This window comes from Martelella sp. FLE1502, assembly GCF_053484255.1.
Genome location: NZ_JBAKFQ010000007.1, coordinates 53,560 through 68,337, shown reverse-complemented (window position 1 = coordinate 68,337; position 14,778 = coordinate 53,560). Strand labels below are relative to the sequence as shown.

At 61.7% G+C, this 14,778-nt stretch carries 13 protein-coding genes; 7 read left to right on the top strand and 6 right to left on the bottom strand.

Features of this window, described 5'->3' with window-relative positions:
• Positions 1-3: 3 nt before the first annotated feature.
• The 3 genes from hydA to V6767_RS08295 all read right to left on the bottom strand — a co-directional run bounded on the left by hydA (position 4) and on the right by V6767_RS08295 (position 3,519).
• Positions 4-1,458 (bottom strand): dihydropyrimidinase, encoded by a 1,455-nt coding sequence (gene hydA, locus V6767_RS08305; RefSeq protein ID WP_448473035.1) that lies wholly within the window; start codon positions 1,456-1,458, stop codon positions 4-6.
• Between the two features lie 251 nt (positions 1,459-1,709).
• Entirely contained in the window at positions 1,710-2,102 is a 393-nt protein-coding gene (locus V6767_RS08300) for an endonuclease domain-containing protein (protein WP_448473034.1), read from the bottom strand.
• Positions 2,103-2,271: 169 nt separating this feature from the next.
• Positions 2,272-3,519 carry a Zn-dependent hydrolase gene (locus V6767_RS08295; RefSeq protein WP_448473033.1) on the bottom strand — a complete coding sequence of 416 codons (1,248 nt, stop codon included), beginning with the start codon at positions 3,517-3,519 and terminating at the stop codon, positions 2,272-2,274.
• A 219-nt stretch (positions 3,520-3,738) separates the two neighbouring features.
• On the opposite strand from V6767_RS08295, the gene V6767_RS08290 reads away from it, so the two are divergent.
• Complete coding sequence (locus tag V6767_RS08290; RefSeq protein WP_448427877.1) at positions 3,739-4,374, top strand: TetR family transcriptional regulator C-terminal domain-containing protein; 636 nt, start codon at positions 3,739-3,741, stop codon at positions 4,372-4,374.
• A 74-nt stretch (positions 4,375-4,448) separates the two neighbouring features.
• On the top strand, positions 4,449-5,357 hold the full coding sequence (locus V6767_RS08285; protein ID WP_448473032.1) for a glycosyltransferase family 2 protein: 909 nt from the start codon (positions 4,449-4,451) through the stop codon (positions 5,355-5,357).
• 22 nt (positions 5,358-5,379) lie between these two features.
• On the opposite strand, the gene V6767_RS08280 is transcribed toward V6767_RS08285, so the two are convergent.
• From V6767_RS08280 to V6767_RS08270, 3 genes are all read right to left on the bottom strand, one after another.
• Positions 5,380-8,058 (bottom strand): bifunctional diguanylate cyclase/phosphodiesterase, encoded by a 2,679-nt coding sequence (locus V6767_RS08280; protein ID WP_448473031.1) that lies wholly within the window; start codon positions 8,056-8,058, stop codon positions 5,380-5,382.
• 228 nt (positions 8,059-8,286) lie between these two features.
• Positions 8,287-9,600 carry an NAD-dependent dihydropyrimidine dehydrogenase subunit PreA gene (gene preA / locus V6767_RS08275; protein WP_448473030.1) on the bottom strand — a complete coding sequence of 438 codons (1,314 nt, stop codon included), beginning with the start codon at positions 9,598-9,600 and terminating at the stop codon, positions 8,287-8,289.
• A gap of 12 nt (positions 9,601-9,612) precedes the next feature.
• A complete protein-coding gene (locus V6767_RS08270; protein ID WP_448473029.1) occupies positions 9,613-10,974 on the bottom strand; it encodes an NAD(P)-dependent oxidoreductase in 1,362 nt (453 codons plus the stop codon).
• A gap of 181 nt (positions 10,975-11,155) precedes the next feature.
• Between V6767_RS08270 and V6767_RS08265 the strand changes: the two genes are divergently transcribed.
• The 5 genes from V6767_RS08265 to V6767_RS08245 all read left to right on the top strand — a co-directional run bounded on the left by V6767_RS08265 (position 11,156) and on the right by V6767_RS08245 (position 14,729).
• Entirely contained in the window at positions 11,156-12,115 is a 960-nt protein-coding gene (locus tag V6767_RS08265; RefSeq protein ID WP_448473028.1) for a 2-hydroxyacid dehydrogenase, read from the top strand.
• Between the two features lie 74 nt (positions 12,116-12,189).
• Positions 12,190-12,411 (top strand): hypothetical protein, encoded by a 222-nt coding sequence (locus V6767_RS08260; protein ID WP_448473027.1) that lies wholly within the window; start codon positions 12,190-12,192, stop codon positions 12,409-12,411.
• Positions 12,412-12,414: 3 nt separating this feature from the next.
• Entirely contained in the window at positions 12,415-12,654 is a 240-nt protein-coding gene (locus V6767_RS08255) for a hypothetical protein (protein WP_448473026.1), read from the top strand.
• A 139-nt stretch (positions 12,655-12,793) separates the two neighbouring features.
• Positions 12,794-14,098, top strand: a complete 1,305-nt coding sequence (gene pncB, locus V6767_RS08250; protein ID WP_448473025.1) for a nicotinate phosphoribosyltransferase — start codon at positions 12,794-12,796, stop codon at positions 14,096-14,098.
• A 1-nt stretch (position 14,099) separates the two neighbouring features.
• On the top strand, positions 14,100-14,729 hold the full coding sequence (locus V6767_RS08245) for a GNAT family N-acetyltransferase (RefSeq protein ID WP_448473024.1): 630 nt from the start codon (positions 14,100-14,102) through the stop codon (positions 14,727-14,729).
• Positions 14,730-14,778: the final 49 nt, after the last annotated feature.

Sequence of the window (14,778 nt, the reverse complement as noted above, 5' to 3'; positions counted from 1 at the left end):
GGCTCAGACCCCGGAGCGCGGAATGCCGGAGCGTTCCACCTTGCGCGGGGCGACCAGTTCCTTCCAGGTGGAAAGTGCCGTGTTGACGGCGGTGAAGGGCTCGCGGGCGACGAACTTGCCGTGGCCTTCCTCGGTCTTCACCGTGCTTTCTTCGATCACCACCTTGCCCCGCGTCAGCGTGAAGCGCGGTAGGCCCTTCACATGCTTGCCCTCGAACACGTTGTAATCGATCGCCGATTGCTGGTTGCCGGCGGAGATCGTCTTCTCGCGAGCAGGGTCCCAGACCACGATATCGGCATCCGATCCCACCAGGATCGCGCCCTTTCTCGGGTAGATGTTGAGGATTTTGGCAATGTTGGTGGAGGTGACGGCGACGAATTCGTTCATCGTCAGCCGGCCCGTTGCCACACCATATGTCCACAGCATCGGTAGCCGGTCTTCCAGCCCGCCGGTGCCGTTCGGGATCTTGGTGAAATCGCCGATGCCGGTGCGCTTCTGCTCAGTGGTGAAGGCGCAATGGTCAGTGGCGACACAGGAGAGCGAGCCCGCCTGAAGGCCGGCCCAGAGACTGTCCTGATGCTGCTTGTTGCGGAATGGCGGCGACATCACCCGGCGGGCGGAATGGTCCCAGTCCTTGTCGAAATATTCGCTTTCGTCGAGCGTCAGGTGCTGGATCAGCGGCTCGCCATAGACCCGCATGCCCTTCTGGCGGGCGCGACGGATCGCCTCGTGGCTCTGCTCGCAGGAGGTATGCACCACATAGAGCGGAACGCCGGCCATATCGGCGATCATGATCGCGCGATTGGTGGCCTCGCCCTCCACTTCGGGGGGGCGCGAATAGGCGTGGCCTTCCGGCCCGTCATTGCCCTCGGCGAGCAGCTTCGCCTGCATGCTGGCGACGACATCGCCGTTTTCGGCATGCACCAGCGGCAGTGCGCCAAGCTCGGCGCAACGCTGGAACGAGGCATACATCTCGTCGTCATTCACCATCAGCGCACCCTTGTAGGCCATGAAGTGCTTGAAGGTGTTGATGCCCTTTTCCTTGACGATGGTTTCCATCTCCTCGAACACCTGTTTGTCCCACCAGGTGATCGCCATGTGGAAGGAATAGTCGCAGTTCGCCAACGTCGATTTATTGTCCCAGCGTTGCAGCGCATCGAGCAGCGACTGGCCGGGATCGGGCAGACAGAAATCGACAACCATCGTGGTGCCGCCGGCAAGGCCCGCGCGGGTGCCGCTTTCGAAATTGTCGCTGGAATAGGTGCCCATGAACGGCATTTCGAGATGGACATGCGGATCGATGCCGCCTGGCATGACATAGCAGCCCGCCGCATCCAGCGTCTCATCGCCGGAAAGATCGGGACCGATGGCGGTGATGATGCCGTCCTCGATCTTCACATCGGCCTTGTAGGTGAGGTCCGCGGTCACGACCGTGCCGCCCTTGATGACTGTGCTCATAACTGTTCCCTTCATGCTTTCAACGGGCGGTTTTCCGCTTCTCGTTTTTTAGGTTCATTTGATCCGCCATTTTGGCCGCGGCGGAATGTTGTCTTCAAGTCCTCTCGGTGTGCCGGTCAGATTCGGTTTGTTCACGCCCCGGCTTCGGGCCGGTCCGGAAAGCTTCTGAGGCGCGGTATCGGCGGCGACCAATGAGGCGGGGCGGGCGCCAATGAAGCCGCGGGATCGGAGCGGGGGCTTTTGGGTGGACTTCAATGGAGTTGCTCCGTGGTGGGTGAGAAGCGGGTGGCGTCGCAGGATTCGGTCAGGCGGTCTTCGAGAATTGCGACGATGGTTTCGAGCACGTCGTCTCTTTCTCTGAGTACTTCTTCGTTCCAGAATCGTATAACTGAAAAGCCTGCTCTGTTGATATAACGCGTCCTCTCCACATCTCTCGTGTTTTCGGCATGTTGCGCGCCATCCAGTTCAACGACAAGCGCTTTTTCCCGGCAGGCGAAATCAGCGATATAAGGGCCAATCGGATATTGTCGCACGAATTTGAAACCGTTCAGATTACGGCCCCGAAGCTCCCGCCAAAGCGCTTTTTCAGCATCCGTTTCGTTACGGCGTAGCGCGCGTGCAAATTGGGTGCGTGCGTTTGGCATGAGCCCCCTCATCCGGCCTTCGGCCACCTTCTCCCCTCAGGGGAGAAGGGGCGGCGCTTCGCGTCCAATGACAGCGCTTTTCGGAAATTCAGAGCATGCCCCACGCTCCCCCTCTCCCCCTGGGGAGAGGGTGGCGCGAATGCGCCGGGTGAGGGTGCGGCGCCCGCCGTCACTCCACAATCTCCGCCGTCTTCAGCACCGCCCGCAGCAGCACATCCGCCCCGGCAACCGCCCATTCCTTGGAAATCTCCTCGGCCTCGTTATGCGACAATCCGTCGACGCAGGGGCACATGACCATGGTGGCGGGCGCCACCTTGGCGGCCCAGCAGGCGTCGTGGCCGGCGCCGGAGACGATGTCCATGTGGGAATAGCCGAGTTCGACGGCCGCCTCGCGGACATTTCCGACGAGTTCGGGATCGAAGGTGACGGGGTCGAAATGGCCGACGGCTTCCACCGAACAGCCGACGCCGAGCGCCTCGCAGATTTCGGCCGCCTGTTTCTCGATCTTAGCCCGCATGCCGTCGAGCTTGTCCTGATCGACGGTGCGGATATCGACGGTGAAGGTCACGGTGCCGGGCAGCACATTGCGGGAATTCGGCTTGAACACCATCTGGCCGACGCCGCCAACGGCATTCGGCTGGGCGTCCATCGCCACCTTCTGCACCATTTCCAGTATGCGGGCCATGGCAAGGCCTGCATTGACGCGCATCGCCATCGGCGTCGAGCCGGTGTGCGCTTCCTTGCCGGTGAGCGTGAATTCCAGCCACCACAGGCCCTGACAGTGGGTGACAACGCCGATCTGCTTTTCCTCGGCCTCCAGGATCGGGCCCTGTTCGATGTGATATTCGTAATAGGCGTGCATCTTGCGCGCGCCGACCTCTTCATCGCCGACCCATTCGATCCGCTTCAGCTCGTCGCCGAAGCTTTTTCCCTCGTGGTCCTTGCGGCCATAGGCATAGTCAAGGGTCAGCTCACCGGCGAACACGCCCGAGGCCATCATCGCGGGAGCAAAGCGCGCGCCCTCCTCATTGGTCCAGTTGGTGACGACGATCGGGTGTTTGGTCTTGATGTCGAGATCGTTGAGCGTACGCACGAGTTCCAGCGCCGAGAGCACGCCAAGCACGCCGTCATATTTGCCGCCGGTCGGCTGGGTGTCGAGATGGCTGCCGACATAGACGGGCAGCGCATCCGGGTCGGTGCCGGCGCGGGTCATGAACATGGTGCCCATCTTGTCGACGCCCATGGTAAGCCCGGCTTCGTCGCACCATGTCTTGAACAGCGCGCGACCCTCGGCATCGGCATCGGTCAGCGTCTGGCGGTTGTTGCCGCCGGCAATGCCGGGGCCGATCTTCGCCATCTCCATCAGCGCGTCCCAAAGGCGGTCGCCATTGATCCGCATGTTCTCGCCTGCCGCCATTTTCTGCTCCCCTGGCTCTGTTCCCATTTGCGCCCTTGCGGCGTCTTTGGTGTTTTTGACCGGTTGGTAAACTTTACAGCTTCCATCGCAAGGCTCAAGAGATCAATATGAAATTCGGCGGCAAATTTGGAAGAAATTGCCTAACATTTTGGCGTGAATTGATTTTGGGCAGAAACAGTCTATGGAATGCTGGGCGGAACGAGAAGAAAGCGGGCGAAAATGACGGCACGGGCGGCGAAGACGCAGCGGCGCACACGCATCCAGGTTGCGAAGGAAGAAGTGATTCTCGAAGCGGCCCTCGACGTGTTTTCGGCAAACGGTTTCCGCGGCGCGACCGTGGACCAGATCGCAGAAGTCGCCGGCATGTCCAAGCCCAACGTGCTTTATTACTTCCGTTCCAAGGAAGCGATGTTTTCCGCGCTTATCGAAAGCGTCATGGACATCTGGCTCGATCCGCTGCGCGTTTTCGACGTCGACAAGGATCCGGAGGCGGAGCTGCGCTCCTATATCCGCCGCAAGCTGGAAATGGCCCGCGATTTTCCGCGCGAAAGCCGGCTGTTCGCCAATGAGGTGATCCAAGGCGCGCCCAATACCGAGGCCTTTCTGAAGGGCGAGCTGAAGGATCTGGTCGATGAGAAGGCCAAGGTCATCCGCGCTTGGCAGAAGGCCGGCAAGCTACGCAAGGTCGACCCCTATCACCTGATCTTCTCGATCTGGGCGACGACACAGCATTATGCAGATTTCGATGTCCAAGTGCGCGCGGTTCTCGGCGAGGGGCTGGCGGGCGAAGGCCGGTTCGAGGATGCGGCGCGCTACCTCGAAACGCTGTTCGTCAACGGGCTGATTGTGCGGTAAACGCAAGAGATGTGGCGCGATGCATGGAATTATCTTAAGGTTGCATTCGGTCATAACGCTGGTGGGTGTCGAGGATGCCGCAGGTTTCTGTCATCATGCCCGTCTACAACGGCGAGGCATTTCTGTTTGAAAGTATCTCGTCTATACTTCATCAGACATTTTACGATTTCGAACTCATTATCATTGACGATGCTTCAATCGATCGTTCCGGCGAAATGATCGCGCGCTTTTCCGACCCGCGCCTGACCTACCGCCGCCTCGCCAGAAACAGCGGCTCGGCGGTCGCAACCAACGCGGGCTATCGTCTGGCGCAGGGCGCCTATATCGCCCATATCGACCAGGACGACATAGCGCTTGCGGACCGGCTGCAAAAGCAGGTGGGTTACCTGGAGGCGCATGGCGATATTACAGTGCTGGGCGGTATGATGGAGGTGTTCGGCCATGCGTCCACCAAAGCCGTCGTTCCGCTGCAGGACGGCCAGATCAAGATGCAGCTCCTGGCCGGCATCTCACATATCTACAATCCGACCGTCATGTATCGGCGCGCCTTTGTCGAAGACGCCGGACTCCGGTTCGATCCGAAACTGAAGGGGGCGGCCGATTGGGGTCTCTGGGTGGAAATGATGATGCAGGGGGGGCGTTTCGCCAATCTCGATGCCGTTCTTACGCGCTATCGCGTCCACCAGGGGCAGCAATCCGTTGGTGGCGGCCATGCCCATGCCGCGATTGCCGGAAGGCGCGCCCGCATCATCGCGCTGTTCTATCCGCAACTGACGGCGGAGGAGTGCCGGGCGCTTTCGCCGCTCCTGAACTGGGCGTCCCCGCCACGACTGTCGGCGCAACAATTGCGGCGCGGCCTTGCCATTCTCGAAAGGGCGTTTGCGTGGAAGAAGGCTTCGCCTGCGGGAGAAGACCGGCAGATGCTCGATCGCTATATGCTTGCCTGTCACCAGAGGGCGTCAGCCGCGCTGGGCGCCCGATAGCGCGTTCGGCGGACGCTTTCCCTCAACTCGTTTCTGCCGGACCGTCCTCAAACTGTTCGACCCATCGACGCTCCCGCGCGAAGCGTTCGAAGGCCTCGTTGTCGAGCGGCGGGGCGAAGAAGAAGCCCTGAAACGCGTCGACGCCGAGATCGCGCAGGATCCTGGCGTGTTCCAGTGTCTCCACGCCCTCGGCGATCACCTCGATACCGAGCGCCTGGCCGATCTCGACGATCGAGGCGACCAGCCGTCGCTGGCTCTGGCCGGTGGTGATCGGGAAGACGAGCTGGCGGTCGATCTTCAGGCGCTTCGGTTCGAGCGCGAGCAGGCTCAAGATCGAGGCATAGCCGGTGCCGAAATCGTCGATCTCGACATCGACGCCGAGGGCCTTGATCTGGGCGACGCTGGTTTCCAGACTGGTGCCCTGCTCATCGAAGGAGATCGATTCAAGCAGTTCGAGGCATAGCGATCCGGGTTTCGGCGCGATCTCCCGAATGCTGTCCAGAAGTCCCGGATCGACAAGGCGCTGGGCGGAGATGTTGACGGAAACATGCGGCACGGCGATGCCCATCTCACACCACGCCTTGTGCTGGGCGGCGGCCTTCTTCAGCACTACCGCATCAATGCGCGCAATCGAGCCGGTGGTCTCCGCGGTGGGGATGAAGTGACCCGGCGCCAGCATGCCGCGCTCGGGATGGCGCCAGCGCACCAGCGCCTCGGCGCCTTCGATTTCCAGCGTGTGGGCTGAAATCTGCGGCTGATAGAAAACCTGGAACTGGTCGTTTTCCAGCGCCACCAGCAGTTCGTCGGCGACCTTCTTGTTGGTGATCGCGATGTTGCGCAGCGCGGCGTCGAAAACCACGGCCTGATTGCGGCCCATGCGCTTGGCCTCGTAAAGCGCGATCCCGCCATTGACCAGCACCTCGCGCATCGAGCTCGCCTCGTCATCCATCCAGGCAATGCCGACGCTCGCCGAAACGCGCACCTGATGCTCGCCATATTGCAGCGGTTTTCCAAGCGCGCGGATGATGTCCTGGGCGCGGCGGGAGAGCTTTTCGGCATCGCCGCTCCAATGCGTGACCAGCGTGAACTCGTCGCCGCCGACACGGGCCAGAAAATCCCTCGGTCCGGCGATGGAACGCAGCATGTTCGCCGCATGGCGCAGCATCGCGTCGCCGGCGCTGTGGCCGAGCGTATCGTTGATTTCCTTGAACCGGTCGAGATCGATATGCAGCACGGCGTAGGGTGGCTCGACCGGCGCTTTCTCCTCGCCCTTCACAAACGCGGCTTCGAGGAAGCTGCGATTGGGAAGCTCGGTCAGCCCGTCATGAAGCGCATTATGCCGCAAAACCGCCTGGGCGCGTTCCAGTTCCCGGTTCTTTTCCTGGGTCTCGGCATTCGCACGCTTGATGTCCTCATGCAGCCGGATATCCTCGGTGATGTCCCAGTTGACTCCGACCACATGCGAACGGCCGTCGAGGTCGCGGTAGAACCCGCCGAAAACCTGAAGGTGACGCACCGAGCCGTCGTTGAGGACAATGCGGAAATCGCTGCGGAAATTCTGCTCGGTGGCCAGGAACTGCTCCAGCCTCTCGAATTCAAGCTGCCGGTCCTCCGGGTGCAAGTGGCGGGACCAGATTTCGACGCCGTTCATGCCGCTGTCGGGGCGCTCGCCGTAAAGCGCGTACATCCGTTCGTCCCAGATCGCTTCTCCGGTTTCGACATCCATATCCCAGACGCCGATCCGGGAGGCTTCCAGCGCGAACTGCATGCGCTGCGACAGGTATTGCAGCTCCGCCTCGCGACCTCTCAGGGCGGCGATGTTGCGGTTGCGCTCGCGCATCAGCTTGGCGATGCCGACCATGAAGGCGATGATCAGGATGCCGATCGAATCGATCAGCAGATGACGCGTGAGCCGCTGGCCTAAAGGTTCTCGCCAGCCCTCGCGCGGAATGGCCGCTATAGTCCAGTGGGTGTTGGCGAGTTCCACGGTCTGCGTGACCGGGTCTCCGGCGAAGATGGCCTCACCGCCGGAAAGGATCTGTGTCGGCTGGCCGTCGGCTCCGTCCTTGCCGACGGCGATTGCAAGCTCGGGATGGGCGGCGGCCACTGTGTTGCCGGAAAGCAGGCGGTCCAAATTGACAAGCGATGTGAGAATGCCCCAGGACTCGTTATCGGGACCGTCATAGAGCGGGTAATAGACCACCAGCGCATTGCCGCCCTGCACCAACTCTATCGGGCCGTCGACCACCGGCTTGCGGCTCAGCAGCGCCTTGTTGATGGCGGCCATCTGTTCAGGGCGGTCAGTATAACTGAGGCCGATCGCCTCTCGGTTTTCGGCAAAGGGAAACACCATCTCGATGGTCATGTCGCGCGCGAGCGCAACGCTTTCCAGCGCCGAATCCTGTTCCAGCAGTTTCGACGCGAGATTCTCGAACCGGCGCGGCGAGATCTCCGGTTCGAGCGAGATCGCAAGGCCAAGGCCCTCCACCAGCTTCAGGTTCTCGCGGATTCCGCTCGTTACCCTCGCGCTTGAAAGCGCAATCTTCTCAGCCGTCTGCAGACGGAGGTTTCGGGTGAAGTTCGAATCCAGCTCGTGGTTGGTGAAATACATCGAGGCAAGCACCAGCACCGTGGCCGCCAAGGCGAGCATGTCGCTCGGAATGATGCCCCACCGTCTGGCCGCCTTCGCCGGTCCTGCCATGCCGTCCTGTCCGTTATCCCTGGCGATAAACATCGCGAAAGTCTAATAAATAAGAGCGGATTATAGACGATGAAATTTAAAAAAATACTATATCGACCGAATATTGTTTATAGTTAACTATAATATTATTGGTATCTATTTTAGCTTATTTAATTATAGCTAAAATAAAAAAGCCGCGGGAAAATGGCCCCGCGGCTTCAAATGTCGGAGATGCTTTGCCCCTTGCTATTACTCGGCTGCTTTCGCCGCCATCGGATTGTTGGGGTGCGTGGTCCAGTTGGCGTAGTCGGCCGAGACAAGCTCGCCGGTGCGCTGGTCCTTCTCGCCCGGTGCGAGCGTCACCATGTCGATGCAGTTTTCCACCGGACAGACGTTGACGCAGAGATTGCAGCCGACGCAGTCCTCTTCCTTGACCATGAAGTGACGCTCGCCGTCGACCATCGCCGTGATCGCCTGATGCGAGGTGTCCTCGCAGGCGATGTGACAGCGGCCGCATTTGATGCAGGCATCCTGGTCGATGCGGGCCTTGGTGATGGAATTGAGGTTCAGATACTGCCAGTCGGTGACGTTGGGTACCGCGCGACCGGAAAGCTCGTCCAGCGTTCGGAAGCCCTTGGCGTCCATATAGGCCGACAGGCCGGAGATCATTTCCTGAACGATCTTGAAGCCATAGGTCATCGCCGCCGTGCAGACCTGCACATTGCCGGCGCCGAGCACCATGAACTCGGCCGCATCGCGCCAGGTGGTGATGCCGCCAATGCCGGAGATCGGCAGGCCGGCGGTTTCGGGATCGCGGGCGATCTCGGCCACCATGTTGAGCGCGATCGGCTTTACCGCCGGGCCGCAATAGCCGCCATGGGTGCCCTTGCCGCCGACCGTCGGGTTGGGGGCGAAATTGTCGAGATCCACGGAAACGATCGAGTTGATGGTGTTGATCAGCGACACCGCATCCGTCCCGCCGCGGTGCGCCGCGCGGGCGGACTGGCGGATATCGGTGATGTTCGGCGTCAGCTTGGTGATCACCGGCATGCGGGTATATTGCTTGCACCAGCGCACCACCATCTCGACATATTCCGGCACCTGTCCGACGGCTGCGCCCATGCCGCGCTCGGACATGCCGTGGGGACAGCCGAAATTGAGCTCGATGCCATCCGCGCCGGTTTCCTCCACCAGCGGCAGGATCGCCTTCCAGCTCTCCTCCTCGCAGGGCACCATGATCGACACCACGATGGCGCGATCCGGCCAGCGCATCTTCACTTCCTTGATCTCACGAAGGTTGGTGTAGAGATCGCGGTCGGTGATCAGTTCGATATTGTTGAGGCCGAGAAGGCGGCGATCCGCGCCCCAGATCGCGCCGTAGCGCGGGCCGTTGACATTGACCACCGGCGGGCCTTCCTCGCCGAGCGTCTTCCAGACCACACCGCCCCAGCCCTCGCGAAAGGCGCGCTCGACATTATAGGCCTTGTCCGTCGGCGGCGCGGAGGCGAGCCAGAACGGATTGGGCGACTTGATGCCAACGAAATTGTTGGAAAGATCAGCCATTGTCTTCTCTCCTCAGGCCACGGCCGTCACAAGCGGTGCTTCGCCCGCCAGAACGTGATTGATGGAAATCGCAGCGTCTCGCCCCTGGGCGACAGAAGTGACCGTCAGGTCCTCGCCCTTCTTCACGCAGTCGCCGCCGGCCCAGACATCTGGCAGCGAGGTGCGGCCCTCGGCATCGATGGCGATGCGGCCGTTTTCCAGCTTCAGGCCCTCCAGATGCTCGGTGAGAAACGTCTGGCCGATGGCCTTCAGAACGTGGTCGGCGGCGATCACGCCGGTCTCGCCGGTGGTGACAAGCTTGCCGTCCCGGACTTCGGTGTGCTCGAACAGAACACCGGCGACCTTGCCGTCCTCGCCGAGGATTTCCTTCGGCGCCAGAAAATGCCGGATGAACACGCCGCGCGAGGCGGCAAGCTCCTGCTCGAATTTCGAGGCGCCCATGGCCTCCGCGCCGCGTCGGTAACAGAGCGTGACTTCTTCGGCGCCCAGCAGCTTCGCCTGCACCGCCGCGTCGATGGCGGTCATGCCGCCGCCGAGCACCACGACATGGCTGCCGACGGCGACCTCGGAAAGATCGTCGGCCTGGCGGATCGCCGCGATGAAATCGACGGCGTTTTCGCATCCCGCAAGGTCCTCGCCGGGGACGCCGAGTTCGTTGACGCCGCCAAGGCCGATGCCGAGGAAGACGGCATCATAGTCGCGGCGCAGTTCGCCGAGGGTAAAGTCGCGCCCGAGCATCTGCCCGCCGCGGATCTCGATTCCGCCGATCTCCAGCAGATACTCGATTTCCCTCTGGGCGAAATCGTCGACCGTCTTGTAGGCGGCAAGGCCGTATTCATTGAGCCCGCCGGCCTTGTCCTTCGCTTCCAGCACGATGACATCGTGACCGGCCATTGCGAGGCGATGGGCGCAGGCAAGGCCCGCAGGCCCGGCACCAACGACGGCGACGCGCTTTCCGGTCTCATGGGCGCGGGTGTAGAACTGCCTGTTTTCGGCCATCGCCGTGTCGGTGGCATAGCGCTGCAGCAGGCCGATCTCGACCGGCTTCTCCTCTGCCGTGTTGCGCACGCAGGCTTCCTCGCACAGCGTCTCGGTGGGACAGACCCGGGCGCACATGCCGCCGAAAATGTTCTGATCGAGGATGGTCTTGGCCGCGCCCAGCGGATTGTCGGTCGATATCTGGCGGATGAACAGCGGAATATCGATCGCGGTGGGACAGGCCGTCATGCACGGCGCGTCGTAGCAGAAATAACAGCGATCCGCCTCCACCGCCGCCTCGTGCCGGTCGAGCGGAGGGTGCAGGTCGGAAAAATTGCCCTTATAGGAATCGGGCGCAAGTCGCCCGCCCTTCAGGGCCGGGTTCAATTCTCGCATAGCAATGTTCCCCAATTATTGGTGGTTGTTGGGGAAATGCTACCGCGAAAATAAATATTTATCAAACGGTAAAAGTTTGGGTGAGCTTGCCGTTTCCTCGGTCCGCTGTTCATCTTTGCTGTTGATCATCGCGTCGAAAACATGGTGTCTGTCGGCTTCGCAAAACTTGCCGGAAGCCGTCATGACCAAACCGCCGCTGCTGATTGATCTCAAATTCTCCGACCGCGCCGCCGTCGTCGCCGCGCTAAAGCGCCATTTTGCCGGTCGCGAGGTCATCGATCTCGGCGCGGCGGAAAATGCCGGGCGCGACCTTTCCGATTGTCGCTACGCCGTGCTCTGGCAGCCGGACGCCGACCTGTTTTCCCGCGCGACAAACCTTGATGTACTGTTTTCCGGCGGGGCGGGCGTCGACAAGGTTCTGGCGCTGGAAGGCCTGCCGGAGGTCCCGCTGGTGCGCTTCGTCGATCCCTCGCTGACCCGGCGGATGAGCGAATATGTTGTGCTGCAGTGCCTTTATCACCTGCGCCAGGTCGCCGCCTATCGCGCCAGCCAGAAGGTCCGGCGCTGGCAGCCGTTGCCGCAGACGGAGGCCGGCGCGGTGACGGTCGGGATCATGGGGCTTGGCGAACTCGGCCGCGATGCGGCGGTGAAGCTGAAGATGATGGGTTTCAACGTGATCGGCTGGTCGCGGACGGCCAAGAGCATTGAAGGGATCGAAACCTTCGATGAGGCGGGCCGCGATGCCTTCCTCGCCAGGACCGATATTCTGGTCGGTCTGCTGCCGCTGACGGCTGAGACCACGAGCCTTTTCAATCTGGCGCTGTTCGAAAAGCTGAAAAGCGATGGTCCGCTCGGCGCGCCGGTGTTCATCAATGCCGGCCGCGGCGGCTCGCAGGTGGAGGCCGATATCGTCGCGGCGCTCGATCGGGGCCTTCTCGGCGGCGCATCGCTCGATGTGTTCGAGACCGAGCCGCTTCCCGCCGAAAGCCCGCTCTGGGATCGCGAAAACGTCGTGATCACCCCGCATGTGGCAGCCGACAGCGATATCGGCGCGCTGTTTGCCCATGTCGAACGCCAGATCGCGCGGTTCGAGGCTGGAGAGCCGCTCGAGCATGTCGTCGGCCGGAAGCGGGGCTACTGAGAAACGGAACAATCGGCGCGGCCTTGACGTTTTTCCTTCAGCTGAACCCGTAAGTGGCAGGCAAGGAGGAAGTCATGGCAACGCATTTCGATCCCAAGGAAGTCCGCCCCGTCAAATATCCGGGTGAGGAAGACTATCCGCAGAACAAAGAAGACAATGGCGGCGTGTCGCCGACCGAAAGCCGGCATCTCAATCGCGGGCAGACGGTGATCATGATCCTGATTGCGATCATGGTCGGCGTCGTCCTGATCTGGGGCGGCGCGGAATGGCTTTTCGATACGACGGCAGTGGAGTGATTGATGACTGAACCGAACAAACCCAACCAGACCAATGAACCGGAAACCGGAAAGTCCGAATTGTCCCCTAACGAGGCGCGACAGTCCGAGCGGGGCCGCGGCCTGATTTATGTTCTTGGCGGCGGGATCGCGCTCGCTCTGGTGGTCTGGGCGGTGATGGAACTGTTCGCGCCTAAGGGCGCAAGCCCGGACGTGGAGACCGTGACCGAGGACGCCGAACAGGTCGCTCCAGCCGCCGACTAGATGTCCGTCCGGTTAAACTCGGTTTGAGCAAAAGCGCCGCCGCGCTCTGGATTTCCGATAACAGAGCGGCTAAATCATGGGCCCTGAGGGGCGCATGACCGCCCTTCACGCGAATGACGCCTGAAGGGAGCGGGAGGCGATGGCCAAGACCGATATTGCCACACGGGTCTATGATCACAGCTGGAAGCTCGACCCGATCATCCGCAGCCTTCTGGATACCGATTTCTATAAATTGCTGATGCTGCAGATGATCTGGAAGCTCTATCCGGACGTCAATGCCACCTTCTCGCTGATCAACCGCACCGCCTCCGTCCGCCTTGCCGACGAGATCGACGAGGGGGAGCTGCGCGCCCAGCTCGACCATGCCCGCGAGATCAAACTCACCAAGAAGGAAATGATCTGGCTTGCGGGCAATAGTTTTTACGGCCGCTCGCAGATTTTCGAGCCCGAATTCCTGACCTGGCTCGCCAATTTCCGCCTGCCCGAATATGAGCTGACGCGCCATGACGGCCAGTATCAGCTCACATTTCACGGCCGCTGGATGGAAACCACGATGTGGGAGATCCCGGCGCTGTGCATCATCAACGAGTTGCGTTCGCGCGCGGCGCTGAAGGGCATCGGCCTGTTCACGCTGGACGTCACCTATGCCCGCGCCAAGGCCAAGATGTGGTCGAAGGTCGAGCGGCTGGCGGCGCTCGACGGGCTCAGAATATCCGATTTCGGCACTCGCAGGCGGCATTCCTTCCTTTGGCAGCGCTGGTGCGTGGAGGCGTTGAAGGAAGGCATCGGTTCGGCGTTTACCGGCACCTCCAATGTGCTACTCGCCATGGATAACGATCTGGAAGCCGTCGGCACCAATGCCCACGAGCTGCCGATGGTCGCCGCCGCCCTTGCCGAGACGGACGAGGCGCTTGCCGCCGCCCCCTACAAGGTGATGCAGGACTGGAACAAGCTCTATGGCGGCAACCTGCTGATCGCGCTGCCGGATGCCTACGGCACCACCGCCTTCCTGCGAAACGCGCCGGAATGGGTTGCCGACTGGACCGGCTTCCGCCCCGACAGCGCGCCGCCGATCGAAGGCGGCGAGAAGATCATCGCCTGGTGGAAGAAGATGGGCCGCGATCCACGCGAGAAGATCCTGATCTTCTCCGACGGGCTGGATGTCGACGCCATCATCGAGACCTACAAGCATTTCGAGGGCAGGGTGCGCATGAGCTTCGGCTGGGGCACCAATCTCACCAATGATTTCATCGGCTGCGCGCCGCATCGCGTCGGCGGGCTGAAGCCGATCTCGATCGTCTGCAAGGTCTCCGACGCCAATGGTCGTCCGGCGGTCAAGCTTTCCGACAATCCGCAGAAGGCGACCGGTGATCCGGCGGAGGTCGAGCGCTACCTGAAGTTCTTCGGCTCCGAGGACATGGTCGATCATCCGGTGATGGTCTGACATGCATATACGCGAAGGCAGGACAGAGGATCTCGATGCGCTTTACGCGATCGCGCTTGTAACCGGCGACAATGGTCGCGATGCGAGCGCCCTTTACGACGATCCGCGGATGATCGGCCACATCTATTCGGCACCCTATCTCATGGTCGATGGCGGTTTCTGCTTCGTGGCAGAGGATGAGGCGGGCATCTACGGTTATGTTGTGGGCACCGCCGATACCGAGGCCTTCGCGCGGACGCTGGAGGCAGACTGGTGGCCGGCGCTCAGGAAGCGCTACCCGGAGCCGGATGCGCAAAGCCGCGCGCAATGGTCGCCGGATGAATGGCGCGCCCATCTGTTTCACCACCCGGAAATGCCGCCGCTGGCAGTGGTCGAGGCCTATCCGGCGCATCTGCACATGAACCTCCTGGAGTGCGCCCGCGGCCACGGGCTTGGGCGTCAGCTTCTCGGTGCGGCGTTAAGGCGGCTCGCGGAACTTGGGGCCAGTCATGTTCATGTCGGGGCCGGTTGGACCGAGGCCGGCGGCGCCGCATTCTGGCAGGCCTCGGGGTTTGAGGTGCTGGACGAGAGCGAGCGCGGCGTCGTCTATCTCGGCCGCGCCGTCCCTCCGCTCGATGGGCCGATACGGTAGGATTCGCCGGGGGAAGGCGGTCTTCTCAAAAGCCTTGCCCCGTCGCCGG

Coding starts and splice junctions, on each gene's coding strand:
- V6767_RS08260 (WP_448473027.1), top strand. CDS start 12,190: ATGGCAACGCATTTCGATCCCAAGGAAGTCCGCCCCGTCAAATATCCG.
- V6767_RS08265 (WP_448473028.1), top strand. CDS start 11,156: ATGACCAAACCGCCGCTGCTGATTGATCTCAAATTCTCCGACCGCGCC.
- V6767_RS08290 (WP_448427877.1), top strand. CDS start 3,739: ATGACGGCACGGGCGGCGAAGACGCAGCGGCGCACACGCATCCAGGTT.
- preA (WP_448473030.1), bottom strand. CDS start 9,600: ATGGCTGATCTTTCCAACAATTTCGTTGGCATCAAGTCGCCCAATCCG.
- V6767_RS08245 (WP_448473024.1), top strand. CDS start 14,100: ATGCATATACGCGAAGGCAGGACAGAGGATCTCGATGCGCTTTACGCG.
- V6767_RS08270 (WP_448473029.1), bottom strand. CDS start 10,974: ATGCGAGAATTGAACCCGGCCCTGAAGGGCGGGCGACTTGCGCCCGAT.
- V6767_RS08255 (WP_448473026.1), top strand. CDS start 12,415: ATGACTGAACCGAACAAACCCAACCAGACCAATGAACCGGAAACCGGA.
- V6767_RS08285 (WP_448473032.1), top strand. CDS start 4,449: ATGCCGCAGGTTTCTGTCATCATGCCCGTCTACAACGGCGAGGCATTT.
- pncB (WP_448473025.1), top strand. CDS start 12,794: ATGGCCAAGACCGATATTGCCACACGGGTCTATGATCACAGCTGGAAG.
- hydA (WP_448473035.1), bottom strand. CDS start 1,458: ATGAGCACAGTCATCAAGGGCGGCACGGTCGTGACCGCGGACCTCACC.
- V6767_RS08295 (WP_448473033.1), bottom strand. CDS start 3,519: ATGGCGGCAGGCGAGAACATGCGGATCAATGGCGACCGCCTTTGGGAC.
- V6767_RS08300 (WP_448473034.1), bottom strand. CDS start 2,102: ATGCCAAACGCACGCACCCAATTTGCACGCGCGCTACGCCGTAACGAA.
- V6767_RS08280 (WP_448473031.1), bottom strand. CDS start 8,058: ATGGCAGGACCGGCGAAGGCGGCCAGACGGTGGGGCATCATTCCGAGC.